This is a genomic window from Bacillus mycoides (assembly GCF_000832605.1).
GTDB classification, from domain to species: domain Bacteria; phylum Bacillota; class Bacilli; order Bacillales; family Bacillaceae_G; genus Bacillus_A; species Bacillus_A mycoides.
In genome coordinates this window covers 4,578,831-4,605,031 of sequence record NZ_CP009692.1, presented here as the reverse complement: position 1 = coordinate 4,605,031, position 26,201 = coordinate 4,578,831, and the positions used below count along the sequence as shown (strand labels likewise).

Here is a 26,201-nt window from a genome sequence, read left to right as displayed (position 1 = left end):
AAAAGACAAACGAGTATGTTTGTCTTTTTTATCGTCCTATAATACAATTGTGGTAGCAAACTAACGTTCGTTATGTAAGTGAAAGGTGGGGTTTCATGTCACTTCGATTTGTGATTGGTAGAGCTGGAAGTGGAAAAAGTACACTTTGTTTACACGAAGTGCAAGAAGAGTTAAAACAGCGCCCAAGAGGGAAAACAATATTATATCTTGTGCCAGAACAGATGACATTCCAAACGCAGCAGGCGTTAATTGGGAGCGAAGATGTAAGAGGTTCTATTCGGGCACAAGTTTTTAGTTTTTCGCGATTAGCGTGGAAGGTGCTGCAAGAAGTTGGTGGAGCGAGTCGTCTTCATATTGATGAAGCTGGTGTACATATGTTGCTTCGTAAAATTGTAGAATCTCGTAAAGATGGACTATCTGTGTTTCAAAAAGCAGCGGAGCAAAACGGTTTCTTTGAACATCTTGGTAGTATGATTGCTGAGTTTAAACGTTACAATGTGACGCCGTCTAACGTATATGAAATGTGGCAACAATTAGACACGCATAGCAGTAGTGCAGAGCAAAAGCTACTAGCGAATAAAGTGTATGATTTACAGTTATTATATGATGATTTTGAACGTGCTTTAATCGGAAAGTATTTAGATTCAGAAGACTACTTACAATTATTAATTGAGAAGCTTTCAGACTCTGAGTATGTAAAAGGCGCGGAAATTTATATAGATGGATTCCATTCATTTTCTCCTCAAGAGCTAGAAATCGTTAGAGGGCTAATGAGATTAGGAACAAGAGTAACAATAACATTAACGATAGATGAAAAAACGTTAGCGCAGCCAGTGAATGAACTAGATTTATTTTATGAAACGACGTTAACGTATGAAAAAATAAAACAAGTAGCGCGTGAAGAGAAAATAGAAATTGAAAAAACAATTCCACTTATGGAACAACCGCGTTTTCATTCTCCAGCATTAGCTCATTTAGAAACGTATTATGAAGCGCGTCCGAATGAAAAGTATCATGGTGAAGCGAGTGTAACAATTAGTACAGCAGCTAATTTACGAGCTGAAGTAGAAGGTGTAGCTCGTGAAATTAGAAGACTTGTGGCGGATGAAGACTATCGTTACCGAGATATCGCAGTCCTTCTTCGTAACGGAGAAAGTTATTACGACGTAATGCGAACGTTATTTACGGATTATAATATCCCGCATTTCATCGATGAAAAACGCCCAATGTCACATCATCCGCTAGTAGAATGTATTCGTTCTGCACTCGAGATTATTAGCGGGAATTGGCGTTATGATGCAGTATTCCGCTGCGTGAAAACAGAGCTTTTATATCCATTAGATGTAAGAAAAGAAGCGATGCGCGAAGAGATGGATGAGTTTGAAAACTACTGTTTAGCGTACGGTGTACAAGGGAAGAGATGGACTTCTGAAGATCCGTGGATGTATCGTCGTTATCGTTCTCTTGATGATGCGAGCGAAATGATAACAGACAGTGAGCGTGAAATGGAAGAGAAAATAAATCGACTTCGCGACGTTGTAAGAACGCCAGTTATTCGTATGCAAAAAAGACTGAAGCGTGCTGGAACAGTTATGCAAATGTGCGAAGCGGTATATTTATTTTTAGAGGAGCTTGACGTTCCGAAAAAACTAGAAGAATTACGTGTTCGTGCAGAAGAAAATGGAGATTTCTTATTTGCGACAGACCATGAGCAAGTATGGGAAGAAGTGATGAATCTTCTTGATACGTTCGTTGAGATGCTTGGCGAAGAGAAGATGTCCCTTTCAATGTTTACGGAGGTTATGTCGACAGGTCTTGAGGCACTTCAATTTGCGAACATTCCGCCGTCACTAGATCAAGTGTTAGTTGCTAATATTGATCATTCTAGATTATCAGATATTAAAGCGACGTTCATTATTGGAGTAAACGAAGGTGTGATTCCAGCAGCGCCTATGGATGAAGGTATGCTTTCTGATGAGGAAAGAAATGTTCTCACCGCTGCAGGTATCGAATTAGCACCAACGACGAGACAAACTTTATTAGAAGAACAGTTCGTTATGTATCAAATGGTGACGAGAGCATCTGAGAAGTTATACATTTCTTGTCCGCTTGCGGATGAAGAAGGAAAGACGTTACTTGCGTCTAGCTTTATTAAGAAAATAAAAAGAATGTTCCCTGATGTGAAAGAATCGTTTATTACGAATGATGTAAATGACTTATCGCGTTCGGAACAAATTTCATACGTAGCAACGCCAGAAGTAACTTTGTCTTATGTCATGCAGCAACTGCAAACGTGGAAGCGATACGGATTTGAAGGGAATTTAGACTTTTGGTGGGACGTATATAACTTCTACGTTACTTCAGATGAATGGAAGCAAAAAAGTAGCCGTGTGTTATCAAGTTTATTCTACCGAAATCGTGCACAGAAACTAAGTACAGATGTAAGTAGGGATTTATATGGAGATACAATTAAGGGAAGCGTTTCTCGTATGGAACTATTTAATCGCTGTGCGTACGCTCATTTTGCTCAGCACGGTTTATCACTAAGAGAGCGTGATATTTTCAAACTTGATGCGCCAGATATCGGTGAACTATTCCATGCAGCGCTGAAGAGAATTGCAGACAAGCTATTACGTGAAAATCGGACTTGGGCGGATTTATCAATAAAAGAGTGTGAACACCTTTCTGCTTTAGTAATAGAAGAAATTGCACCGTTATTACAAAGACAAATTTTATTAAGTTCGAACCGTCATTTCTATTTAAAGCAAAAACTACAACAAATCATTTTCCGTACGTCACTTATTCTTCGTGAACATGCGAAGTCGAGTGGATTTGTACCAGTTGATTTAGAAGTACCGTTCGGTATGGGCGGGACTGGATCTCTTCCGCCAATGGAATTTGCGTTGCCAAATGGTGTGAAGATGGAAGTAGTTGGCCGTATTGACCGTGTTGATAAGGCGGAAGATGAGAGTGGTACGTTCCTTCGTATTATTGATTATAAATCAAGTTCGAAAGCGTTAGATTTAACAGAAGTGTATTACGGACTCGCACTTCAAATGTTAACGTATTTAGATGTTGTTACTTCAAATGCACATACGTGGATGAAAAAGGGCAGTACTGCATCACCGGCGGGTGTATTGTATTTCCATATTCATAACCCGATTGTTGAGATGAAAGGCGATGCATCTGAAGAAGAAATTGAGAAAGAAATTTTAAAGAAATTTAAAATGAAAGGTCTCGTACTAGGAGATGCTGACGTTGTGCGTTTAATGGATAATAAACTTTCAACAGGAAGCTCTGATATTATTTCTGCTGGTCTGAAAAAAGATGGTAGTTTTAGTGCGCGTTCTAGCATTGCAAGTGAACAAGAGTTTAACGTACTTCAAAAATATGTACACCACTCGTTTGAAAATATCGGAAAAGACATTACAGAAGGTGTTATCGATATTGCTCCTTACAAAAAGGGGAATAAAGCGGCATGTACGTTCTGTAACTTCAAATCTGTTTGTCAATTTGATGAATCACTTGAAGATAACCAATTCCGTACGTTAAAAGATATGAAAGATAGCGAAGCGATGGAGAAAATTAGAGAGGAGGTTGGCGGAGAATGATAGAAAATTGGCCTCAGAAACCAGAAGGTAGTCAATGGACAGATGACCAGTGGAAAGCGGTTGTAGCGAACGGACGTGATATTTTAGTCGCAGCGGCAGCTGGATCAGGGAAAACAGCGGTATTAGTTGAACGTATTATTAAAAAGATTATAAGTGAGGAAAATCCAGTCGATGTCGACCGCCTGCTCGTTGTAACATTTACGAATGCAGCAGCGCAAGAAATGAAAAATCGAATTGGGGAAGCGTTAGAAAAAGTATTAATTGATGGGCCAGGTTCACAGCATATAAGAAAGCAGCTTAGCTTATTAAATAAAGCTTCCATTTCTACAATTCATTCATTTTGTTTACAAGTTATTAGAGGATATTATTACATGCTTGATGTCGATCCTCGTTTTCGTATTGCGAACCAAACAGAAAATGAGTTATTAAAAGAAGAAGTGCTAGATGACATATTAGAAGAAGAATATGGAATCGAAGATAATAGTATTTTCTTTGAACTAGTTGATCGTTATACGAGTGACCGTAGTGACGATGACTTACAACGAATGATTTTAGCGCTTCATACAGAATCAAGAGCGCATCCAAACCCGGAGAAGTGGCTTGATAAATTAGTAGAAGCATACGACGTTGAAGGAAAGACGATTGAAGATTTAGTGTACGCTTCTTACTTATTAGAAGATGTGAAGTTTCAGCTTGAAACAGCGGAAAAGCATATTCGTAAGGCGACTGAACTCGCAATGCTTCCTGATGGTCCAGCGCCTCGCGTTGAAACTTTACAAGCGGATTTAGCTTTACTTGGAACGTTATCCTCAGCAGCTCGTGGATCGTGGACAAGCGTTTATGAAGCGATGCAAAATGTATCGTGGCAAACGTTAAAGCGTATTAAAAAAAGTGATTACAACGAAGATGTTGTAAAACAAGTAGATTCTCTTCGTAATAAAGCGAAAGATGAAGTGAAGAAATTACAAGAAGAGCTATTTAGCCGCAGACCCGAAAGTTTCTTACGAGATTTTCAAGATATGCATCCTGTATTAGAAAAACTCGTGAAGCTTGTAAAAGTATTTACAGAGCGTTTCCAAGCGATTAAGCGAGATAAAGGAATGGTCGATTTCACAGATTTAGAGCATTTCTGTTTGCAAATTTTAAGCGAGCAAAGTGAAGGCGGTGAAATGAAGCCGTCAGCAGTAGCACTTCAATATCGTAATAAATTTGCTGAAGTACTAGTTGATGAATATCAAGATACGAACTTCGTACAGGAATCAATTATTAAATTCGTAACGAAAGATTCTGAGAGTGAAGGAAACTTGTTCATGGTTGGTGACGTAAAACAGTCAATCTATCGTTTCCGACTAGCAGAGCCTGGTTTATTCTTAGGAAAATATAAACGTTTCACACAAGAAGGATCGGGCGGCGGAATGAAGATTGACTTAGCGAAAAACTTCCGTAGCCGTCATGAAGTGCTAGCAGGTACGAACTTTATTTTCAAACAAATTATGGGCGAAGAAGTCGGCGAAATCGATTATGATGCTGACGCTGAATTAAAGCTAGGTGCTAGCTATCCAGAAGGTGAAGATGTAGCGGCAGAGCTATTATGTATTCAGCAAACTGAGGAAGAAGTGCAAGACGGTGAAGAAGGTGCCGAAGTAGAAAAAGCGCAGCTTGAAGCTCGTCTTATGGCGCAGCGTATTAAAGCAATGGTCGATTCAGGCTATGAAGTGTATGATCGTAAAACTGATAGTATGCGCCCAGTGCAATATCGTGATTTCGTTATTTTACTTCGCTCGATGCCATGGGCGCCGCAAATTATGGAAGAATTAAAACTACAAGGAATTCCGGTATATGCTGACCTTGCGACTGGTTACTTTGAAGCGACAGAAGTAAATATTATGATGAACGTATTCCGCGTCATTGATAACCCGATGCAAGATATTCCGCTTGCAGCTGTACTTCGTTCACCGATCGTTGGACTAAATGACGAAGAACTTGCGACGCTTCGTGCTCATGGAAAGAAAGGCTCGTTTTATGAAGTGATGAGCTCATTCTTAAAGGGAGCGCCGCTTGAAGAAGAACAAGAACTGCATGATAAATTAGAGTGGTTTTATAACTTACTGCAAGGGTGGCGTGAATTTGCGCGTCAACAATCTCTTTCTGATTTAATTTGGAAAGTGTACGGTGAGACAGGCTATTACGACTTTGTCGGCGGTTTACCAGCCGGAAAGCAAAGGCAGGCAAACTTACGCGTACTATATGACCGTGCAAGACAATATGAAGCAACATCGTTTAGAGGATTATTCCGCTTCTTGCGCTTTATTGAGCGTATTTTAGAACGCGGAGATGATATGGGAACGGCGAGAGCCCTCGGAGAACAAGAAGATGTTGTTCGCATTATGACGATTCATAAAAGTAAAGGGCTAGAGTTCCCAGTCGTATTTGTAGCTGGACTTGGTCGCCGTTTTAATACACAAGATTTAATGAAGCGTTTCTTACTTCATAAAGATTTCGGTTTCGGTTCACAATTTATCGATCCTCGTAAACGAATTAAATATACGACATTATCGCAACTAGCGATTAAGCGTAAAATGAAGATGGAATTAATTGCGGAAGAAATGCGCGTACTATACGTAGCGTTAACACGTGCAAAAGAGAAGTTAATTTTAATTGGAACAGTTAAAGATGCCAATAAAGAAATGGAAAAATGGCTCGATGCAAGAGAGCATAGTGAATGGTTATTACCAGACCATATTCGTGCCGGAGCGTCTTGCTACTTAGACTGGATTGCACCTGCCTTATATAGACACCGTGATAGTGAAATGCTTCTTGAATTAGGACAAGGAAATATTCCAGGCGAAATTTATGAATATAGTGCTAGCTGGAAAGTAGAAGTTGTTGAAGGGAAAGATTTACTTGCACCAGAACCAGTTCAAGAAGAGAAACAAGAGTTATTAGAAGCGCTTCGCGATAAAAAAGCTGTTCCGTTAGAAAGTGAACGGAAAGAAGAAGTGTACGACAGATTGATGTGGGAATACGGGTATGCGGAAGCGACATCTCACCGTGCGAAACAGTCTGTTACAGAAATAAAGAGAAATTATCAATCTGAAGAAGGTAGCGATAACGCCTTTATTAAAAAACTTCGTGCACCAATTAAAACACGTCCGCGCTTTATGGAGAAAAAAGGGCTAACATACGCAGAGCGAGGGACAGCAGTCCATGCCGTTATGCAGCATGTAGATTTGAAGAAACCAATTACGATTGAAGTTCTTCAAGAACAAATTGCAAGAATGGTAAATAAAGAACTATTAACATTTGAACAAGCTGAAGAAATAGCGATTGAAAAGGTAATTTCATTCTTTGACAGTGACTTAGGTAAAAGGGTATTAGCAGCAAAAAGTGTTGAGCGCGAAGTACCATTTACGATGATGCTTTCAGCAGAAGAAGCGTATCAAGATTGGCAAGGGAAGAAAGGCGAATCAATACTTGTCCAAGGGGTTATCGACTGCATGATCGAAGAGGAAGACGGAATTACTTTAATCGACTTTAAAACAGATACGATTGAAGGAAAGTTCCTAGGCGGATTTGATCAAGCGAAACCAATTTTAGAAGACCGATACAAAGTACAGCTTTCACTATATGCAAAAGCACTCGAGAAAAGCTTAAAACATCCTGTGAAAGAGAAATCTTTATATTTCTTTGATGGAAATCATGTTGTAAATATTGACGAATAGAGCTTAGAAAGGGGTTATGGATTATGGCGACGTTAAGAACTTGTGATCAAGGACACGAGTACTACAAAAGTAGCGATTGTCCAACTTGCCCAACCTGTGAGAAAGAGAGAAAGCCAAAAGAAGGCTTTCTTTCTCTTCTTTCAGCACCAGCAAGGCGAGCGTTAGAGCACCATGGAATAACGACTGAAGCAGAACTTTCAAAGTATAGTGAAAAAGAAATTTTGAAACTGCACGGTATAGGACCAGCATCTTTACCTAAATTGAGAGCGGCTTTAGAAGATAAGGGATTATCATTTAAATAAAAAAACTAATCATTAGCGGGGAGTAGCATCTTCATTAATGATTAGTTTTTATAATCGGTATTAATTAGCTAGATAAACGCGTATAACGAAATCCCATTTTGAAAATCGTAAATCGATGGACAAAACGATTTAAAAGATGGATCAAGAATATAAGCGGATTGATTATAATATTAAGGAAGGAAGTGCAACACGATGGATTTTGAAACAGTAATGCAAGAGCTTGAAACTCTCGGCAAGGAACGAACTAAAAAAATATACATATCCAATGGTGCAAAGGAGCCACTTTTTGGCGTAGCTACAGGTGCTATGAAACCAATCGCGAAGAAAATAAAAATCAATCAAAGTTTAGCTGAAGAGCTTTATGCTACAGGTAACTATGATGCGATGTACTTTGCAGGCATTATTGCAGATCCAAAAACTATGAACGAATCGGATTTTGATCGTTGGATGGATGGGGCGTACTTTTATATGCTGTCCGATTATGTGGTAGCAGTAACTTTATCAGAGTCAGATTTTGCACAAGACGTTGCTGATAAATGGATTGCAAGTGGTGACGAACTAAGAATGTCAGCGGGATGGAGTTGCTACTGCTGGCTTTTAGGGAATCGAAAAGACCATGAATTTTCCGAAAGTAAGATTGCCAATATGCTAGAAGTTGTAAAAAATACAATTTATGATGCGCCAGAACGTACGAAATCCGCTATGAATAATTTTCTAAACACTGTGGGGATTTCATATGTGCCGCTACATGAAAAGGCAGTTGAAACCGCAAAGGAAGTAGGCATAGTAGAACTAAAACGGGATAACAAGAAAAGTAGTTTTCTAAATGCTTACGAAAGTATTCATAAAGAACTTGATAGAGGAAGACTCGGATTCAAACGTAAATATGTAAGATGTTAAAATTAAAAGAAACAGCCCTAGCTCTACACAAAATAGAGCTAAAGCTGTTTCTTTTTTACGCTGTTCCAATTTGATCTTGGTCTGCAACGTCCGAATCAAATGTATTTGTTGCGCTAACGCCGCTAAAAGTGTTGACGACAAATCCGACATTGGAAGCCCCAGAGCCGTTATAAGCTTTCGTATTTTCTTTCGGAGACACGTTATAAAAATCTCCTAAGTTGAAAGAGCCGTTACTGTTTTGAACGACAAGATTTCCTACAACCGAAGGCATACCATCCACCTACTTTACTAAGCTTTTTAATTACTATATGAATTATTTAGAGGAAGGTTCATCAGTAATAAATTGGCGGATTTGTAGCGTGCGAGAATTATTAAAAACATAGTCAACATTGCCGATTTGGAAGCACGCGGAATTTAAAAGGGTTCGCAAGTGAACATCATTTACTTCAATAAAAGGGCACTCATTTACAATATTTAGTTTTACATCTGTCGTTCGCTTTGGAATTGTAATGTACTCATCTGTAAAGATTTCAAACGCATCAAAACGACCTTCACCTTTTATATAACAAGGGATTTCTCGATGAACGATAAGTGCTCTATTTTTTAATTCTATTTGATTAGAATCCCCGGCCTGGAAGACAGCTGAAACCCCCATAGAAACGATAGAAACATTTTGTACAATTGAAGTATGACGGAGCATAATTTTTCCTCTCCTCAACCTGGAGTCGGAGGGACATCTGTTACTAATGGTACAAATGGTCCCTCTGTAACAGATTCGAATGGCGTATCAAGAATAGAAGAAAGGATGAGAAGGTTTGCATCTCCAATTAAAAATAATGCGGAAGAAGAAACCCCGTTCATTTTAATCTGGCCTACTTTTAACTCACGGTTTACAACATTTAAATTCATGCATACTCACTCCTTTCGGAAATTGCCCGGTATGTGTTGAATAAAGGAAAGGAACGCCTTGTCAATATCTTGTTTCATCGCTTGAATAATGATGTCTCGTAAATAATCGGGATCTGTGGAAATACCCTCATACGATTGAACTTGTGATAAATAATATGGAAGTCTATGTTCCATCTGTTTTTTTATGTCATCCACCATCATTTGTCGATACATCTCATCAAGCGGCGTTCTCTCTTCTTGTTCAAAATGGAGAATTCGACTATATGCTTCTTCATCTAAATAGCGATGCATTTCTTGGAGGATACCTTGATAAAAGTCTGGATTTGTTTCTGTTTCAGGATTTACTTTTAATGTTTCTGTATCCACTTGAAAATCTTCAATTTGTTGCCCTTTTGTTGAAAATGGATTCAAGCCAATATTTAAAGTGCCGTTTAAATTTTCTACTTTTAATTGATCGAATTTATATTCCACTTTTCCTATAGAAGAGGAGGGACGACTTTTTAACTCATTAAGCTCTTCTTGTAGTAGGCGAACTTGCTCTTCAAGGTTTAGAATAGTTTGCTGCTGTATTTGGAGAGCTTGTTGAAGTTGGTGTAGGTAAGTATATATATCTTGATTCATTTGTGAAACCTCCTTTTCAATAGGGAGGGGAAATATATTCCTGCTATATATTTATGACAAGGATACCTTAAGAAGAACTAGTTGATGGTTTGATGGAAATAATTTGTCCTTTCGCATGTAAAGGGCGAAGCGGTTCTGTAAATCCGCCAGAATTTGAGAATTTAGAAAGAGCCTTAATACTACCTGCAGTTCCAATTTGAAAAACGGAAGAGGTCGTAATGCTATCGATTTTAATGCTGTTAATGATGATACTTTGGTTCACATAAAAATTCAATGCAATCGCCCCCTTTAGTTCGAACCAATTATTGCTTGATCAATTACATCTGAATCATTGACGGTCGTTGAGCTTTGATAATTGTAGACAGAGACGTTATCCCCAACATTAAATGAACCGGCTCCGGCAAAAGCGCGTGAATAACTAATAGGTCTAATCGCAAATACATCTCCAATATGAAAAATACCACTTGATCCAATGTTAACGATACGAATATGTCCGACCATAGCTGGCATACAAAACACCTTTCGTTTTTAAAATTTTCTTTTCTACTATTGTATGGGCGTTTTCAATAAAATGTGTATTTTTTCGAAATAAAAGAAACACATACGTTATTGCGTATGTGTTTCGAACATTTGAGTATGTGTGCAATCTGTATGTATAGGCCAAACAACATTTAAGAGCCTGTCCAATTCCTGGCTACAATCTACTGTTTTTTGAGAAGTCATTCCGTAGCGTTCAGCAAAATAGATCATTTTTTCGCGTTTTTTTTCGATAGCTTGCTCAAACATTGAAATCGGCTCCATCTCTCAATAAATTTTATGTATATATGTAGTACATATTATACAAAAATCCCATAAAAAAGAAACATCTTCGCTAAAAAAAGTATAATTTCTACATTTTATGTCAAATAACGGATGAGGAACAAATGTAAGAATGGTTGAATATTGTAAAAATTAGCGTGTGTAAGAAGGTTTTTTTCTTAAGGATGCGAATACAATTATAGGGTATGAGTTTTAGGATGGAGAGTGGAAATGTTGCGTTTTGTAACGGCGAAGAAAGAAGAAAAAGTATTTGTAGGTATTGTGGATGAAGAGGAAGAAAAGGTATTACATTTAAGAGAAGCGCAAAGACAAAAAGGGGAAAAGGTTACTATCCCAATTACCATGTTAGAGTGTATTGAAAGAGGAAGCGAATGTCTTGAGAAAGTGTACGATATTGTAAATTGGGCGAAGGAAAATGCGGGATCGGCGTATTATCCGTTAGCAGAGGTGAAAATATTAGCACCGATTCCAAGGCCGAGAAAAAATATTCTTTGTGTTGGAAAGAACTATCGTGAGCATGCGGTAGAAATGGGCGGAGTAGAGTCTATCCCTGAAAATATAATGATTTTTACAAAGGCGCCAACAACAGTGATTGGAATTGATGAGCAAATTAATGGTCACCCTCACGCGACGAATGAACTTGATTATGAAGGTGAACTAGCAATCGTTATCGGTAAGCGAGGGAAACAAATAAAAATAGAAAAAGCTCTTGATCATGTTTTTGGATATACAGTTATAAATGATGTAACTGCTCGGGATATTCAAAGAAAACATAAACAATTTTTCCTAGGGAAAAGTTTCGATACATTTTGTCCGATGGGACCGTATTTAATTCATAAATCGATGGTTAGAACGCCGAATGCATTACACATTGAAACAGTGGTAAATGGAGAAGTAAGGCAAACTTCAAATACGAGAGAAATGATTTTTTCAGTAGAAGAAATTATTTCAACTATAAGTAAAGGCATGACATTAGAGCCAGGAGATATCATTGCAACAGGGACACCAGCTGGTGTTGGTAAAGGTTTTACACCACCGAAATTTTTACATGCTGGTGATGAAGTTATTATTACAGTAGAGGGAATTGGTACGTTAAGAAATATAGTGAAATGAAAAAAGAGCTATCTTGTGAAAAGATAGCTCTTTTCTATGGGCGTGGATTAACGGAGTAATCTATGATGGCGAAAATATACAATCCGATTAATGCTAAAGTACAAATTCCAATTAGCATAACTGCAAGTGCGCTTCTCTCGCGGCCAAAACCGATAATTGTAAGGAAAACAGCAGCCCAAAATGATGTTTTGAGTAGTGTGAATGTATTAGGAGTTGAATAATGACTGAGTAAAGTTGTAGATAATATGAAGCCGATGAATGTCATAGAAATAAAAATTGTAGCTAAATTGTTAATGTGTTTACCGTATTTCAATAGCATACAGTTACCCCCTTTTTAACGAAAACAGAATATTCAATTTTATTTTACGATAAACTACTAAAAAAAGAAAGAGGTTGTCCTATATTTAGGACAACCTCACTATGATTAAGATAGTACAGCTTTAATTTTTTGGAACGCCCACTCTAAATCTTCTTCAGAGATTACTAGAGGTGGTGCAATACGAATTACGTTTTCGTGTGTTTCTTTACATAATAGCCCAGCTGCTTTTAGTTGTTCACAGTAAGGACGAGCTGGCTCGTTTAATTCGATACCGATGAATAAACCTTTACCGCGAATGTCAGTAATCATTGGGTTATCAATTTCTTTTAATTGCCCAACTAGTTTTTCTCCTAATTGAAGAGAACGCTCTGTTAATTTTTCTTCTTCTAATACTTCAAGAGCTGCAATAGAAACAGCACATGCAAGTGGGTTACCACCGAATGTAGAACCGTGAGAACCTGGCTCGAATACACCTAAAATGTCGCTGTTTGCTGCAACACAAGAGATTGGGAATACGCCGCCGCCAAGTGCTTTACCAAGTATGTACATGTCAGGAGTTACATTGTCCCAGTCACAAGCAAATACTTTACCCGTACGGCCTAAGCCTGTTTGGATTTCATCTGCTACGAATAAAACGTTTTCTTTTTTACATACTTCAAAAGCTTCTTGTAAGAAACCAGCTGGTGGAATGTTAATTCCTGCTTCACCTTGGATTGGCTCTAAAATGAATGCAGCTGTATTTGGTGTAATCGCAGCTTTTAACGCTTCTAAATCACCATAAGGAATTACAATAATGCCAGGAAGCATTGGACCGAAGCCGCGCTTGTACTCTTCGTTTGATGACATAGAAACAGCACCCATTGTACGTCCGTGGAAGTTATCTTCACAAACGATGATTTCTGCACGGTTTGCTTCTACCTTTTTCACATCATAAGCCCAGCGACGAGCTGTTTTAATTGCAGTTTCAACAGCCTCTGCGCCTGTATTCATAGGAAGTACCATATTTTTATTTGTTAGTTTCGCAACTTTTTCGTACCAAGGACCTAATTGATCGCTATGGAAAGCACGAGAAGTTAACGTCACTCGATTAGCTTGGTCAATTAAAGCGTTAATGATTTTTGGATGACGATGACCTTGGTTTACTGCAGAATATGCACTTAATAAGTCCATATAGCGGTTTCCTTCAGGATCTTCTACCCAAACGCCTTCTGCTTTAGAAATAACGATTGGAAGTGGATGGTAGTTATTTGCCCCGTATGTGTCTGTAAGTTCGATAATATCCTTAGTTTGAATCATGATTGTTCCCCCTTTTGTTATTACAAGAAGTTTGTAAATACTCTAAATATTATAGCATTTAAATATAAAAAAGCGAAACATTTCCTGAAAATATATGAACATGTTATCATATAGAGTGAAAAAGTGTGAAAAAGAGGAGGTAGGGATACGATGGTACATATGCATATTACAGCATGGGCGTTAGGATTAATTTTATTCTTCGTTGCGTATTCACTTTATTCAGCAGGAAGAAAAGGTAAAGGTGTACATATGGGGCTTCGCCTTATGTATATCATCATTATTGTGACAGGTTTCATGTTGTACATGAGTATTGTGAAGACGGCAACAGGTAGCATGCACATGTGGTACGGCATGAAAATGCTAGCTGGTATATTAGTAATCGCTGGAATGGAAATGGTTCTTGTGAAAATGAGCAAAAACAAACCAACAGGGGCGGTTTGGGGCTTATTTATTGTCGCGCTAGTAGCGGTATTATACTTAGGACTAAAATTACCGCTTGGCTGGTACGTATTCAAATAAAAATAAAACCACCTTATGATCTCAAATATTTGGGAGATAAGGTGGTTTTTATTTTATGTCGCATCAATATGCAACTCTTCTCCGTTTACTTTCGTAAATCGCAAAATATTTTTATTAGAGGAAGAGTGGCGTACAAAATGATGCTGCAATGTACAAATCATCTCTTCATTATCAAATAAAAGAATATTTACTCCTTCGCATGCTTCCTCTTTTGGCAAGAAGGATAAATAATTATGACAATACATGCAATCATATAAAGAGTAATGAAGCGATTGTAATGCCTCAGTTAATAATGTAAAGACAGAGTCAGGTAATTCCTCAAGCCATTCATTATAGCTAAGAAGTAATTTTTTACGAATTCGTATCATTTCTCCGTTTTGGAGAGAATGTTGTTCATTTGCAATTTGTAATATGTCTTGTTCATAAAAACGAGCTGGTAGCCAATTATTGTTATATAAAATTTCAAAACCATCTTCAGCAATATCTTCTAATAGAAAAGCCTCATCATTTTCATCATCAAAGAATACCCATTCTTTGTTTATATATTCTACATTACCGACTGTATGAGCGCGCGGTTGGTTATACAAAATATGTTTGCGTTGTATCATAGTTCATTTCTCCTTTTATAGAAATAGTTATTCTTGTTATGGACAGTTCGTACGTTCTTTATAACTAGACACACCTAAAGATAGATGGGCATACAATAAAACACGCTTTACACTGTGAAACTGCTATTCCATATATGGATAGTTAGTTATCGTCAAGTTTGTTGTTTTTATGTATCCGCACTCATAGGGTGGGGATTACTGCACGTTCAGAAACAGATATTAGATTAGGAAGGATGATTCTTATGTGCGGGATTACAGGATGGGTGGATTATAAACGCTCATTAGAAGGGGAAAGGGACATCGTGACGAAGATGGCGGAAACGCTAGCGAAACGCGGTCCAGATGATAATAAAGTTTGGATTAAAGGGAACGTCGCATTTGGGCATAAACGGTTAATCGTTGTAGATCCTGAAGGTGGTAAACAACCCATGACTTGTTTAAAAAACGAAACGAGTTATGCGATTTGCTATAACGGAGAGCTCTACAATACAGAAGATATTCGCAAAGAGTTATTAAGAAGAGGTTATACATTTAAAGGGCATTCCGATACAGAAGTACTATTGGCATCTTATATTGAATGGAAAGAAGAATGTGTCGATCATTTAAACGGTATATATGCGTTTGCAGTATGGGATGAGAAAAATGAACGAGTCTTTATTGCCAGAGATCGATTAGGTGTAAAACCGCTTTTTTATAAATATGATAGCGGACGATTATTATTTGGTTCAGAGTTAAAAGCGATACTAGCGCACCCAGATGTGAAGGCGGAAGTAACGTTAGAAGGGTTGTCAGAAATATTTGGCCTCGGACCATCTAGAACGCCTGGTCACGGTGTATATGCTGGTATTCAAGAACTGCGTCCGGGTCATGCAATGACGTTCTCAAAAGACGGTTTATGCATATGGAGATATTGGAATGTAGAAAGTAAAAAACATGAAGATTCATTTGAAGAAACAGTAGAGAAAACTCGTTTTTTATTACAAGATGCGATTACGAGACAATTAGTTTCTGACGTACCACTATGCACTTTTTTATCAGGAGGTGTAGATTCAAGTGCTATCACAGCAATTGCCGCGAAAGAGTATGAAAGATCAGGGAAAGGTCAATTGCACACGTATTCTGTTGACTATGAAGATAACGACAAATATTTTAAAGCGAATGCGTTTCAGCCGAATTCAGATGCACCATTTATTAATTTAATGACAGAGACATTTCAAACAATTCATCATCGCTGCGTCATTTCTAATGAACAACTAGCACAGTATTTAACAGAAGCAGTACTCGTTCGCGATTTGCCTGGTATGGCAGATATTGATTCTTCATTATTATGGTTTTGCCGTGAAATAAAACAAGATTTTGTCGTCGGTTTATCTGGAGAATGTGCAGATGAAATATTCGGCGGTTATCCGTGGTTTTATAGAGAAGATGATTTACAATCAAGTGCATTTCCGTGGATGCGTTCTACAGAAGCGCGTGAACAACTTCTGAAGAAAGAATGGAGAAATAAATTAAATTTACAACAATATGTACAACAACGCTATGAAGAATCCATTCAAGAAGTTCCTATTTTAGAGGGAGAAAGCCCATTAGAAGCGAAGAGACGACAATTATTTTATTTAAACATGGTATGGTTTATGACAACATTATTAGACAGAAAAGACCGTATGAGTATGGGGGCAAGCTTAGAAGTACGCGTTCCATTTGCGGACCACCGACTTGTCGAATATGCGTGGAATATTCCTTGGGAAATGAAAATGTATAAAAACCGCGAAAAAGGTCTATTGCGTAAGGCTTTAGAAGGATTACTTCCAAATGATATATTGTATAGAAAGAAAAGTCCGTATCCGAAAACGCATAACCCGCACTATACGAAAGCAGTCACAGTATGGCTCCAAGATTTATTAACGGATAAAGGCTCAATTTTGCATGAATTGTTCGATAAGGAGCAATTGAGCGGATTGATCCAGTCTGGCGGCAGTGCATTTCAAAAACCGTGGTTTGGTCAATTAATGACTGGGCCGCAGCTTTTAGCTCATTTAGCGCAAATTCATGTTTGGTTTAAAGAGTATGGGGTGAATATTAAGGAATAGGGAAAGAGCGGCTTATATTTATGTGAGCCGCTCTTTTTCTTAAATAAATTGTCATATAAAATTCAAAATCATATTAGAAATAATATTTATTTAGAATTATTATTTTGACGTACTTATTATTGCTTGTTATAATTGGAAACAAATGTTCTTGAAAAAGATTCTCATTTCCAAAATTGAGGTGCTATATAGATGACGAAGAAGAAAATAGGTTTGCTTGTAATGGCATATGGAACACCGGAGTCATTAGATGATGTAGAACCTTATTATACTCACATTCGTCATGGGCGTAAGCCATCTCTGAAGAAGCGCTCCAAAATTTAATCGGACGGTATAAAGCAATTAGTGGAATTTCACCGCTTGGGAAAATAATGAAAGAGCAGGCGCATAAATTAACAGATTCAATGAATAAAATGTTTACAGAGTATGAATTTGTTTGTTACTTAGGTTTAAAACACATTGCTCGATTTAGAAGTTTTATATGACACCGATTATGAATGTAAAGTTGTAACTGATGAATTAAATGGCACATATTTTAGACTAAATATGCCCAATTCACAATCTGTATTTATTGATTGTTTAGCTGAAATTGCTTCCAAAAAAATAAAGGAAATAGTTGACAAGGATTTAATTTTGAATAATAATTAGTTTATAATAACTTTAAATAAATAATAATTACTATGAAAGAAAGAGGAGGATCCCCCTGATGAATCCAAATAATCGCTTAACAACAAATCAAGGTGCTCCAGTTGGAGATAACCAAAATTCTCGTACAGCTGGTCGCCGTGGACCAGTATTGTTAGAAGACTATCATTTAGTAGAAAAACTTGCTCACTTTGATCGTGAACGTATTCCTGAGCGTGTTGTGCATGCGCGTGGTGCAGGTGCTCACGGCGTATTCGTAACGAAAAACAGCATGAAGCAATATACGAAAGCAGCGTTTTTACAAAATGAAGGAACTGAAACACCTGTATTCGTTCGTTTCTCAACGGTTATTCATGGCCAAGGTTCTCCAGAGACAGCTCGTGATCCGCGTGGGTTCGCTGTTAAATTTTATACAGAAGAAGGAAACTACGATATCGTAGGTAACCATTTACCAGTTTTCTTCATTCGTGATGCAATTAAATTCCCTGACATGGTGCATTCATTAAAGCCAGCACCTGATACAAATGTTCAAACACCAGATCGTTACTGGGATTTCATGACGTTAACTCCAGAATCTACACATATGATGACGTGGGTATTTTCTGATTATGGTACACCGGCAAACTACCGTGAAATGGAAGGATTCGGCGTACATTCATTTAAATGGATTAATGCAGAAGGTAAAATTGTTTACATTAAATATCATTGGAAGCCACAGCAAGGTGTGCGTAACTTAAGTGCAAAAGAAGTCGAGCAAGTGCAAGGAAAAGACTTCAATCATGCAACTCGTGATTTATTCGATGCAATCGAAAAAGGAAATTATCCGAAGTGGGATTTACACGTACAAGTGATGCAACTAGAAGAAACGGATTCTTTAGATTTCGATCCATTAGATCCGACGAAAGTATGGCCAGAAGATCGTTTCCCATTAATTGAAGTAGGGACGATGACGTTAAATCGTAACCCGAAAAACTTCTTTGCGGAAGTAGAACAAGTGGCGTTCTCTCCAAGTGCAACTGTAAATGGTATTGAACCATCTGAAGATAAATTATTGCAAGGTCGTTTATTCTCTTACCCAGATACACAGCGTTACCGCCTTGGTGCAAACTATTTACAAATTCCTGTAAACTGCCCATACGCAGCTGTTCGTAATCAACAACGTGATGGTGCGATGCAAGTGGATCAAAACCCATCTACAATAAACTACGAACCGAGCCGTCATACTGAAAATCCAGTTGAAGACCCAACTTACCGCGATTCAACTATGAAAGTAGAAGGCTACGTATCTCGTGAAAAAATTGACAAACCAAATGATTTCAAGCAAGCGGGTGAGCGTTACCGTTCATTCTCTAAAGAAGAGCAAGATAACTTAATTGCAAACTTAACAAATGACTTAAAAGACGTAAATGAGCGCACGAAATTATTAGCTGTTTGTAATTTCTTCCGTGCAGATCAAGAGTATGGAATACGCTTAGCGCAAGCTTTAAATGTTGATATTACGCAATATGTAGGGAATACTCCGAAATAAATAGGAAAAGACGACTGTTAAACGGTCGTCTTTTTTGTGTAAAATCATGCAGGGTATTTTTCGTTTTAGTTATGTCGGAATTTGTTGGTAAATCGATATATTTGAAAAAACGTTGATATATTTACGAAAATACAAGGCGGGGTATGCTGCCGCCCTGTACAATAAAAAGAGAGGCAATCTACTACCAATAGATTGCCTCTCTTTTTTTAGTTCACTCGCTCAGTATACTCATAAGCTTTCTCCCCATGCATCGAAATATCAAGCCCCATATGTTCCTCATGCTCATCGACTCGAACAGGGAGGAAGAAGTTGATCGCTTTAATAATGGCATACGTCATTATGATTGTGAATGCATATGTTGCTCCTATTGCTACAAGTTGTTTGAAAAGGAGAGCTGCGTTTCCGTAAAATAATCCGTTAGCGCCATCACCGTTTACAGTAGTGGTTGCAAATAGTCCAGTTGCAATACCACCCCAAGTTCCTCCGATGCCGTGGCATCCAAATGCATCGAGTGTATCGTCGTATCCGAACTTCGTTTTTAAGAAGAAGACAGCGCCAAAGCATAATATACCGCCAATTGCTCCGATAAGAAGAGCGGAGAAAGGTGTAACGAATCCGCAAGCCGGCGTAATTGCGACTAAACCAGAAACAACCCCACAAGCAGCTCCCATCGCAGTCGGCTTCGATTGGAAGAACCATTCAGAAAGCATCCAAGTTAGAGCTGAGGCAGCGGCGGCTATATTTGTATTAATAAATGCAGTTAAAGCTACGTCATTTAAAGATAATGCACTACCGACGTTAAAACCGAACCAGCCGAACCAGAGTAAGCCTGCGCCTAACATTGTAAATGGTAAATGATGAGGAGAGGTGCCGCTTATGTTTTTTCGTTTTCCTAGGAAAATAGCTAATACAAGACCGGCAACACCAGATGTGATATGAACGACATTACCGCCAGCGAAGTCTAACGCGCCGAGTTCTCTCAGCCATCCGCCAACGCCCCATACCCAATGAGCGACAGGATTGTAAACGATTGTTGTCCAAAGAAGGATGAAAATAAGAAAGGCAGAAAATCGCATTCTTTCGGCGAATGCACCTGAAATTAAAGCGGGAGTTAAAATAGCGAACATGAGTTGGAACATCATAAATAAATTGTGAGGAATAGTAGATGAGTAGTCTGGATTTGGTGCGTAGGTAACTCCGTTTAGAGCGAACCAATCGAGATTGCCGATAAGTCCGTGCCAATCTGGTCCGAATGATAAAGAATAGCCGATAACAATCCATTGAATCGAAACGATAGCCATTGCGCTATAACTATGCATTGTCGTGCTGAGTACGTTTTTACTGCGAACCATGCCCCCGTAAAAAAGTGCCAATCCTGGTGTCATCAACATGACCATTACTGTCGTTACAAACATAAAAACTGTATCTCCCGTATTCATTCTCTCTCCTCCTATGATGTTAGAAAAAATAACATCGTCTTGTTATGTTTCATATCATATTCGAAATAAAAAGAAAAATCAACTAAAAATTCAGAAAACTTTTTAAGTGATGTCAGAAAATCTAACATTAGGTATTTTGGATGGATAAAATCAACGTATGCGATTTGTTCTAATAATTGGTATAATATTCTTACAATTAGAAGTTTGGGGGATGCGTGTGAAAAAAATATGGACTAAGGAACTATTCATTTGTTTTTGTTTAGCTGTTATTTTGTTTGTACCAGTACATACTTTTGCGGAAGAAAAAAGGGAATGGCGAGATGAAGTTATATATTCCATTATGATTGATCGCTTTAATAACGGAGAACCGAAAAATGACAAACAGTTAGACGTTGGTAATTTAGAAGGGTATCAGGGCGGAGATATAAGAGGGATTATAAAAAGATTGGACTACATAAAAGAAATGGGATTTACTACTATTATGCTTTCGCCGCTTTTTGAAAGTGAAAAGTATGATGGATTAGGCGTTCGAAACTTTCAAAAAGTAAATGAACATTTCGGAACAGAAAATGATGTGAAAGAACTTGTAAAAGTGGCTCATCAAAAAGGAATGAAAGTTGTCTTTCAATTTCCGTATGCAGAAAATGAGCAACAATTAATAGACTCGATGAAATGGTGGATAAAAGAAGTTGATTTAGACGGAAGTTATGTGATACATAGTGAAAAAAAGCCGCGTGCTTTTTGGGATGAAGTGCAAAAGGATTTGCAGAAGGTAAAGAAAGATTTTCGCATTATGACAAAGGAAGATAATGAGTACTATAAAAAAATAGTAGAGTCATTTTCAAAAGCAGATATGTCTGTGAAACCTTTATATGATGTGAGCGGAAAAGAAGAGGAATTCGCTACGTTTTTAGATAATCAAGAAACAAAGAGATTTGCACGTATTGCAAAAGAAAATATGTATTACCCACCGTCTCGTTTAAAACTAGCGATCACTTACTTATTAACATCCCCGGGGATACCGAATTTTTATTACGGAACTGAAATCGCATTAGATGGGGGAGATGCTCCAGATAATAGACGATTAATGGATTTCAAATCTGATGAAAAGTTTATGCAGCACATAACGAAGCTAGGTGAACTTAGACAAGCGAGACCATCTTTACGACGTGGTACGTTTGAACTTCTATATGATAAAGATGGAATGAGTATATTAAAACGAAAGTATAAAGATGAAGTAACACTAGTAGCGATTAATAATACGAAAGAGACGAAAAAGGTTTCCTTACCTGTAAGTGCAATTGGTGAAAAACAAGAGTTAAGAGGATTGTTAGAAGACGAAATTATAAGAGAAGAAAACGGAAAGTTTTATCTTGTTTTAAAGCGCGAAGAGTCGAATGTGTATAAAGTTAGCGAAGAAACAGGTGTGAATTGGTTGTTTATCTCCTTAATAGTCGGTGTGAACGTATTATTTATTGCTTTTTTAATTGCGGTTAAAAAGAAAAGATCCTCTGTATAGATAGAGGATCTTTTTTTCTTAGCGGTAGTTAATGAACTGTACGTCGATTGGTAAGTCGACGCTGCGAACGGCTGCGATTACTGCTTGTAAGTCATCACGGCTTTTCGCTGTTACGCGTACTTGGTCATCTTGTACTTGCGTTTTTACTTTTAATTTCATTTCTTTAATGATGTTGTTAATTTTTTTCGCGTTATCTTTATCGATACCTTGTTGCAGAGTTGCACGTTGGCGAACAGTATTACCAGATGCAGTTTCAACTTTTCCGTAGTCCAAGTTTTTAATTGGAACGTTACGTTTTACAAGCTTAGAAATTAGAACGTCTTTTACTTGGTCTAATTTGAACTCGTCATCAGAAGTTAAAACAAGTACTTCTTTTTCTAATTTAATATCACTTTTACTACCTTTAAAGTCATATCGGTTTTGGATTTCCTTTAATGCGATGTTAATTGCGTTTGTTACTTCAGGTAATTCTACTTTCGAAACGATGTCAAAAGAACTCTCTTTTGCCATAGTTAGCACCTCCAAATAAATTTCTATCTTTTCATGCACCTAAATAGGCTATGTAATATACATATTAAAGTATAGCGGAAAATACATCGATTAGATAGAGTGTTGCAACTTAAGTGTTTTGACGGATCATCCGTAGGGGAATATAGTCCTATAGATACAGTCTTTATTTAATTATAGTGAATTTTGGGCAGTTGGACAAATAAAGGAAAAATCGTGTTATAATTAACTTTTGTTTGGAATGATAAAAAAGATAACTTTATATATAGAGAAGGGAATTAAAAAATATGTATTTGCAATTAGGATCGATTGAACAGGTAACTGTTTTACGCGAAACGGAAATCGGATATATGGTTGGAAACGAAGAGGAAGAAATCTTCCTACATAAAAACGAATTAGCTGGAGAAATTGCAGAAGGCGATACGATTGATGTATTCTTATACCTTGATCACCAAAATCGTATTTCAGCAACAATGAAGGAACCAATTATTACAACACATGATTGGAATTGGGTAAAGGTTGTAGAAGTTATTCCTAGTTTAGGTGTGTTTGTTGATATTGGTGTATCAAAAGATATACTAATTCCACTTGATGAGTTTCCAATTTATATGCCAGTATGGCCTCAAGAAGGCGACGAATTATATTGTACGTTAAAATTAACGAATCGTGATCGTTTAATTGCTCTTCCGGCAAGAGACAGTGATATGCAAGAAATTATCGTAGATGCAACGCCATCTATGCGTAATAAAAACGTAAATGGACGTGTGTATCGCTCACTTCAAGTTGGTTCATTCATACTAACTGACGAGCATTTCCGTGCTTTCTTACACCATACAGAAAGAAAAGAACAAGTCCGCATCGGTGAGCGCGTAACAGGTCGTATTATTGACGTAAAAGATGACGGTACAATTAACATTTCACTTCTTCCTCGTAAAGAAGAAGGAATGGAAGATGATGCAGCAGTACTTTATGCATATATGGAAGAACGAGGCGGAGCGATGCCGTTTTGGGATAAGAGCAACCCAGAAGACATTAAAGAACGTTTCAATATGAGTAAAGCTGCCTTTAAGCGCGCACTTGGTAAACTGATGAAAGAAGAAAAGATTTACCAAGAAGAAGGCTGGACTTACTTTAAGAAATAAAATGAATGGAAAAAGAGGAGGCTATTTCAAACAGCCCCCTCTTTTTTATAGTTAATTTTTTTCGGTAAATCGATATATTCGAAAAACCGCCGATACAATCTCATTTACCATCATGCATACTGTTCAAAAAGTTTGCACCCTCGTTTTTTTAGTTCTCTTTCCCAAAAAGATGAGAAAATGTATCTTTCAAGTCACTATCGTTTATTTTAATATCCGCCTTTTTTAATTCACCTTGTAATAATTTTTGACCGAAGGAAGGGTCGGCAAGACGTTCTTCTTCTAAGTCTTTACGTATAGAGTCTTTCACTTTATCGTAAGGTTGTAAATCTTTTTTATCAGTTAGTTTAATAATGTGATAGCCGTTTGGTGATTTTACGGGATTGCTAATTTGGTCGGGCTTTAATTTGTAGGCAGCTTTTTCAAATTCAGGTGTCATTTTTCCTGCCCCGAAGTATCCGAGGTCTCCGCCATTATCTTTTGATGCTAAATCTTGAGATTCTTGTTTTGCTAATTCTTCAAATGAAGTGCCGGTATCTAATTTCTTCTTTATCTCTTTCGCTTCATTTTCGTTACTTACTAAAATGTGACTAGCTTTAATTTCTGGTTTATAGTGGTCTTTCACATCTTTTTCTGTAACGCTTTGTTTAATCGCTTCATTCAATGCAAGTTTGAATTTAATTTGATTTTTGAAATCTTCTTCATCTTTTAAACGATTATTTTCTAGTGTTGCTTTGAATTGTTCTCCATATTGATCTTTTGCTTTTTCTACTTCTTTATCTACTGCATCATCAGATACTTTATATTTTTTAGTAATAACATCTTGTGCTACCATTTCGTATAGCGTGTCTTTTCCGTATCGATCTTTCAATTGTTTTTCGAAATCGCTCTTCGTAATGGTTGAGTTTGTTGTTGTAGCGATTGTGGCCGAGTCATTTTTTTGTCCGCAAGCAGATAGCATTAATATACTTATTAGTGCAGTGATAATGAATGTACTTTTTCCTTTCATGCTAACACCTCATCCGAATATGTTATCGCTATTGTAGAATATAGAAGTGAACATGAAGTGAATTTTTAATGTTTTTTCCCTGTAAAATGTAAAAAAAGTACATCAACATTAACGTTGATGTACGATGTAATCAAAGGTGATCGGTTTTCTTAGAATATGCACGTTTTCCTTGCTGAATATTTTTTTGCTCTTGTTCATTTTTTTGAGTGCGCTTTGCATTATTGTCGCGTGCTTTTTTGTCGTTATCGCTAGTATGTGGCATATGTATCAACTCCATTTCTAAACGTTGTATGTTTATCATTTCCTTTTTCGTAAAGACTATGTATAGCGGTGCATTCATGAATACTAAAGGTGGATTAGAAATGGATTTGAAGCTGAATTATACTGAACTTATTAAGAAGTTAGTCGTTGTAATTATTGCGGGTTTATTAAATGCGATTGGGATGAATTTATTTTTAACACCAGCGAAAGTGTATGCGAGTGGTTTTGCTGGATTGTCTCAATTATTGTCACAAATATTAGGTGACTTTTTATCTATTCATATATCTACGGGGGTATTGTTTAGTTTGTTTAATATTCCTGTCGTTATTTTAGCGTGGAAAAAGGTTGGGAAGGCCTTTACATTTTTTAGTTTTCTTTGTGTTGTATTTATGACTTTGTTTTTAGAAATTATCCCAGTTAGAGCGGTTTCGCACGATATTATATTGAATGCGATTTTTGGTGGGATTATTTCAGCGATTGGGGTAGGGGTTGCTTTAAAGTGGGGGGCTTCTACAGGTGGTCTAGATATTATTGCTATGATTTTATCAAAAATAAAAGATAAGCCTGTCGGCACGTATTTTTTCTTCTTTAATGCACTTATCATTATCGCTGCTGGCTACGTGTATGGATGGGAAAAGGCATTATATACTTTAGTCACTTTGTATGTATCAACGAGAATTATTGATGCGATTCATACCCGTCATGTGAAGATTACGGCATTAATTGTTACAAAGAACGGGGCAGATGTGCGAAAAGCGATTCACTCTCGCTTAGTGAGGGGGATTACAACTATACCAGCAACAGGTGCTTATACAAATGAAAATAAAGAAATGTTAATGATTGTTATTACTCGTTACGAGTTGTACGAATTAGAGAGGGTTATTAAACAAGTGGACCCAGGTGCATTTACAAATATACTGCAAACGGTCGGTGTGTTTGGATTGTTTAGAAAAGATTAAGGAGGACCAAAGCTGGTCCTCCTTTTTTAATGCGAATTCGTAATGTTTTGCAATTGCTCCTGCATTTCACGTAGCTGAACTTTTTCAGCAGTTGAAGAGTTTGCATAAGCAGAGTGCAAAGAGTTTTTTGCTCTATAAACGAGTTCCTGTTGTTCAGCGCCACTTGAACAAGAAACGGCACTTGAAACAGCGTCTCTAGCTTGTTGGAATAGTAAGTTCCCCATTTAAACCCCTCCAAATGAAGAGTTACTTCTCGCTTTTTCTGCCTCAGCTAATGTACCTCTGTACGGGAATCTTGCATCATGCTTCATAACAGCATCGGCTCCTTGCTGGATAAAACGCTTTGATTTGTTCTTTTTACCCATTCGA

Annotated in this window: 27 protein-coding genes and 1 pseudogene; 12 read left to right on the top strand and 16 right to left on the bottom strand. The window is 37.4% G+C overall.

What is annotated here, in order from left to right; genetic code table 11:
* Positions 1 to 95: 95 nt before the first annotated feature.
* From addB to BG05_RS25405, 4 genes are all read left to right on the top strand, one after another.
* The gene (addB, locus tag BG05_RS25420; protein ID WP_002186441.1) at positions 96 to 3,611 is read left to right on the top strand and encodes a helicase-exonuclease AddAB subunit AddB; all 3,516 of its coding nucleotides are present in this window, start codon (positions 96 to 98) and stop codon (positions 3,609 to 3,611) included.
* On the top strand, positions 3,608 to 7,333 hold the full coding sequence (addA, locus tag BG05_RS25415) for a helicase-exonuclease AddAB subunit AddA (RefSeq protein ID WP_002186439.1): 3,726 nt from the start codon (positions 3,608 to 3,610) through the stop codon (positions 7,331 to 7,333). Before addB ends, addA begins: the two co-directional genes overlap by 4 nt.
* 23 nt (positions 7,334 to 7,356) lie before the next feature.
* Positions 7,357 to 7,635, top strand: a complete 279-nt coding sequence (locus BG05_RS25410) for an RNA polymerase alpha subunit C-terminal domain-containing protein (protein WP_002011271.1) — start codon at positions 7,357 to 7,359, stop codon at positions 7,633 to 7,635.
* Between the two features lie 192 nt (positions 7,636 to 7,827).
* Positions 7,828 to 8,535 carry a DNA alkylation repair protein gene (locus BG05_RS25405; RefSeq protein WP_003187903.1) on the top strand — a complete coding sequence of 236 codons (708 nt, stop codon included), beginning with the start codon at positions 7,828 to 7,830 and terminating at the stop codon, positions 8,533 to 8,535.
* A gap of 55 nt (positions 8,536 to 8,590) precedes the next feature.
* Here the strand turns inward: BG05_RS25405 and gerPF are convergent, their stop codons facing one another.
* From gerPF to BG05_RS25370, 7 genes are all read right to left on the bottom strand, one after another.
* On the bottom strand, positions 8,591 to 8,806 hold the full coding sequence (gene gerPF / locus BG05_RS25400) for a spore germination protein GerPF (protein WP_001141570.1): 216 nt from the start codon (positions 8,804 to 8,806) through the stop codon (positions 8,591 to 8,593).
* 42 nt (positions 8,807 to 8,848) lie between these two features.
* Complete coding sequence (locus tag BG05_RS25395; RefSeq protein WP_002011268.1) at positions 8,849 to 9,235, bottom strand: spore germination protein GerPE; 387 nt, start codon at positions 9,233 to 9,235, stop codon at positions 8,849 to 8,851.
* Between the two features lie 14 nt (positions 9,236 to 9,249).
* Entirely contained in the window at positions 9,250 to 9,444 is a 195-nt protein-coding gene (gene gerPD / locus BG05_RS25390) for a spore germination protein GerPD (RefSeq protein ID WP_001052805.1), read from the bottom strand.
* Positions 9,445 to 9,450: 6 nt separating this feature from the next.
* On the bottom strand, positions 9,451 to 10,065 hold the full coding sequence (gerPC, locus tag BG05_RS25385) for a spore germination protein GerPC (protein WP_001070757.1): 615 nt from the start codon (positions 10,063 to 10,065) through the stop codon (positions 9,451 to 9,453).
* A gap of 67 nt (positions 10,066 to 10,132) precedes the next feature.
* Positions 10,133 to 10,339, bottom strand: a complete 207-nt coding sequence (gerPB, locus tag BG05_RS25380) for a spore germination protein GerPB (protein WP_001012505.1) — start codon at positions 10,337 to 10,339, stop codon at positions 10,133 to 10,135.
* Positions 10,340 to 10,353: 14 nt separating this feature from the next.
* Positions 10,354 to 10,575 (bottom strand): spore germination protein GerPA, encoded by a 222-nt coding sequence (gene gerPA, locus BG05_RS25375; RefSeq protein WP_001111190.1) that lies wholly within the window; start codon positions 10,573 to 10,575, stop codon positions 10,354 to 10,356.
* A 96-nt stretch (positions 10,576 to 10,671) separates the two neighbouring features.
* Positions 10,672 to 10,851: an aspartyl-phosphate phosphatase Spo0E family protein gene (locus BG05_RS25370; protein WP_002087032.1), complete on the bottom strand. Its 180-nt coding sequence runs from the start codon at positions 10,849 to 10,851 to the stop codon at positions 10,672 to 10,674.
* Between the two features lie 243 nt (positions 10,852 to 11,094).
* Between BG05_RS25370 and BG05_RS25365 the strand changes: the two genes are divergently transcribed.
* Positions 11,095 to 11,997: a fumarylacetoacetate hydrolase family protein gene (locus tag BG05_RS25365; protein ID WP_033733842.1), complete on the top strand. Its 903-nt coding sequence runs from the start codon at positions 11,095 to 11,097 to the stop codon at positions 11,995 to 11,997.
* 34 nt (positions 11,998 to 12,031) lie between these two features.
* On the opposite strand, the gene BG05_RS25360 is transcribed toward BG05_RS25365, so the two are convergent.
* The gene (locus tag BG05_RS25360; RefSeq protein WP_000925332.1) at positions 12,032 to 12,316 is read right to left on the bottom strand and encodes a hypothetical protein; all 285 of its coding nucleotides are present in this window, start codon (positions 12,314 to 12,316) and stop codon (positions 12,032 to 12,034) included.
* A gap of 105 nt (positions 12,317 to 12,421) precedes the next feature.
* Positions 12,422 to 13,612: an ornithine aminotransferase gene (gene rocD / locus BG05_RS25355; protein WP_000616665.1), complete on the bottom strand. Its 1,191-nt coding sequence runs from the start codon at positions 13,610 to 13,612 to the stop codon at positions 12,422 to 12,424.
* Between the two features lie 150 nt (positions 13,613 to 13,762).
* Here rocD and BG05_RS25350 point away from each other — a divergent pair, with 150 nt between their 5' ends.
* A complete protein-coding gene (locus BG05_RS25350) occupies positions 13,763 to 14,131 on the top strand; it encodes a YisL family protein (protein ID WP_002011256.1) in 369 nt (122 codons plus the stop codon).
* Between the two features lie 53 nt (positions 14,132 to 14,184).
* On the opposite strand, the gene BG05_RS25345 is transcribed toward BG05_RS25350, so the two are convergent.
* Complete coding sequence (locus BG05_RS25345; RefSeq protein WP_002030292.1) at positions 14,185 to 14,739, bottom strand: DUF2777 domain-containing protein; 555 nt, start codon at positions 14,737 to 14,739, stop codon at positions 14,185 to 14,187.
* 242 nt (positions 14,740 to 14,981) lie between these two features.
* Between BG05_RS25345 and asnB the strand changes: the two genes are divergently transcribed.
* From asnB to katB, 3 genes and pseudogenes are all read left to right on the top strand, one after another.
* Entirely contained in the window at positions 14,982 to 16,829 is a 1,848-nt protein-coding gene (gene asnB, locus BG05_RS25340) for an asparagine synthase (glutamine-hydrolyzing) (protein WP_016126693.1), read from the top strand.
* 189 nt (positions 16,830 to 17,018) lie between these two features.
* Positions 17,019 to 17,474, top strand: a pseudogene (locus tag BG05_RS30250) (ferrochelatase).
* A 58-nt stretch (positions 17,475 to 17,532) separates the two neighbouring features.
* A complete protein-coding gene (katB, locus tag BG05_RS25325; RefSeq protein WP_002125906.1) occupies positions 17,533 to 18,999 on the top strand; it encodes a catalase KatB in 1,467 nt (488 codons plus the stop codon).
* Between the two features lie 206 nt (positions 19,000 to 19,205).
* On the opposite strand, the gene BG05_RS25320 is transcribed toward katB, so the two are convergent.
* Positions 19,206 to 20,438: an ammonium transporter gene (locus BG05_RS25320; protein ID WP_003187921.1), complete on the bottom strand. Its 1,233-nt coding sequence runs from the start codon at positions 20,436 to 20,438 to the stop codon at positions 19,206 to 19,208.
* Positions 20,439 to 20,595: 157 nt separating this feature from the next.
* On the opposite strand from BG05_RS25320, the gene BG05_RS25315 reads away from it, so the two are divergent.
* A complete protein-coding gene (locus BG05_RS25315; protein WP_002125908.1) occupies positions 20,596 to 21,957 on the top strand; it encodes an alpha-amylase family glycosyl hydrolase in 1,362 nt (453 codons plus the stop codon).
* Between the two features lie 18 nt (positions 21,958 to 21,975).
* Here BG05_RS25315 and BG05_RS25310 read toward each other — a convergent pair whose 3' ends face one another.
* A complete protein-coding gene (locus BG05_RS25310; RefSeq protein WP_002030284.1) occupies positions 21,976 to 22,467 on the bottom strand; it encodes a YajQ family cyclic di-GMP-binding protein in 492 nt (163 codons plus the stop codon).
* A 284-nt stretch (positions 22,468 to 22,751) separates the two neighbouring features.
* Here BG05_RS25310 and BG05_RS25305 point away from each other — a divergent pair, with 284 nt between their 5' ends.
* Positions 22,752 to 23,606, top strand: coding sequence for a CvfB family protein (locus tag BG05_RS25305; protein WP_002011240.1), 855 nt, complete (start codon positions 22,752 to 22,754; stop codon positions 23,604 to 23,606).
* Positions 23,607 to 23,754: 148 nt separating this feature from the next.
* Here BG05_RS25305 and prsA read toward each other — a convergent pair whose 3' ends face one another.
* Together prsA and BG05_RS30245 are read right to left on the bottom strand one after the other, a co-directional pair.
* Complete coding sequence (gene prsA / locus BG05_RS25300; protein WP_003187925.1) at positions 23,755 to 24,612, bottom strand: peptidylprolyl isomerase PrsA; 858 nt, start codon at positions 24,610 to 24,612, stop codon at positions 23,755 to 23,757.
* 130 nt (positions 24,613 to 24,742) lie between these two features.
* The gene (locus tag BG05_RS30245) at positions 24,743 to 24,874 is read right to left on the bottom strand and encodes a DUF3941 domain-containing protein (protein WP_001120851.1); all 132 of its coding nucleotides are present in this window, start codon (positions 24,872 to 24,874) and stop codon (positions 24,743 to 24,745) included.
* A gap of 100 nt (positions 24,875 to 24,974) precedes the next feature.
* Here BG05_RS30245 and BG05_RS25295 point away from each other — a divergent pair, with 100 nt between their 5' ends.
* Complete coding sequence (locus tag BG05_RS25295; protein ID WP_002125914.1) at positions 24,975 to 25,832, top strand: YitT family protein; 858 nt, start codon at positions 24,975 to 24,977, stop codon at positions 25,830 to 25,832.
* 26 nt (positions 25,833 to 25,858) lie between these two features.
* Here BG05_RS25295 and BG05_RS25290 read toward each other — a convergent pair whose 3' ends face one another.
* Entirely contained in the window at positions 25,859 to 26,056 is a 198-nt protein-coding gene (locus tag BG05_RS25290) for a DUF3813 domain-containing protein (protein ID WP_002011309.1), read from the bottom strand.
* Complete coding sequence (locus BG05_RS25285) at positions 26,057 to 26,197, bottom strand: hypothetical protein (protein ID WP_000516816.1); 141 nt, start codon at positions 26,195 to 26,197, stop codon at positions 26,057 to 26,059.
* Positions 26,198 to 26,201: the final 4 nt, after the last annotated feature.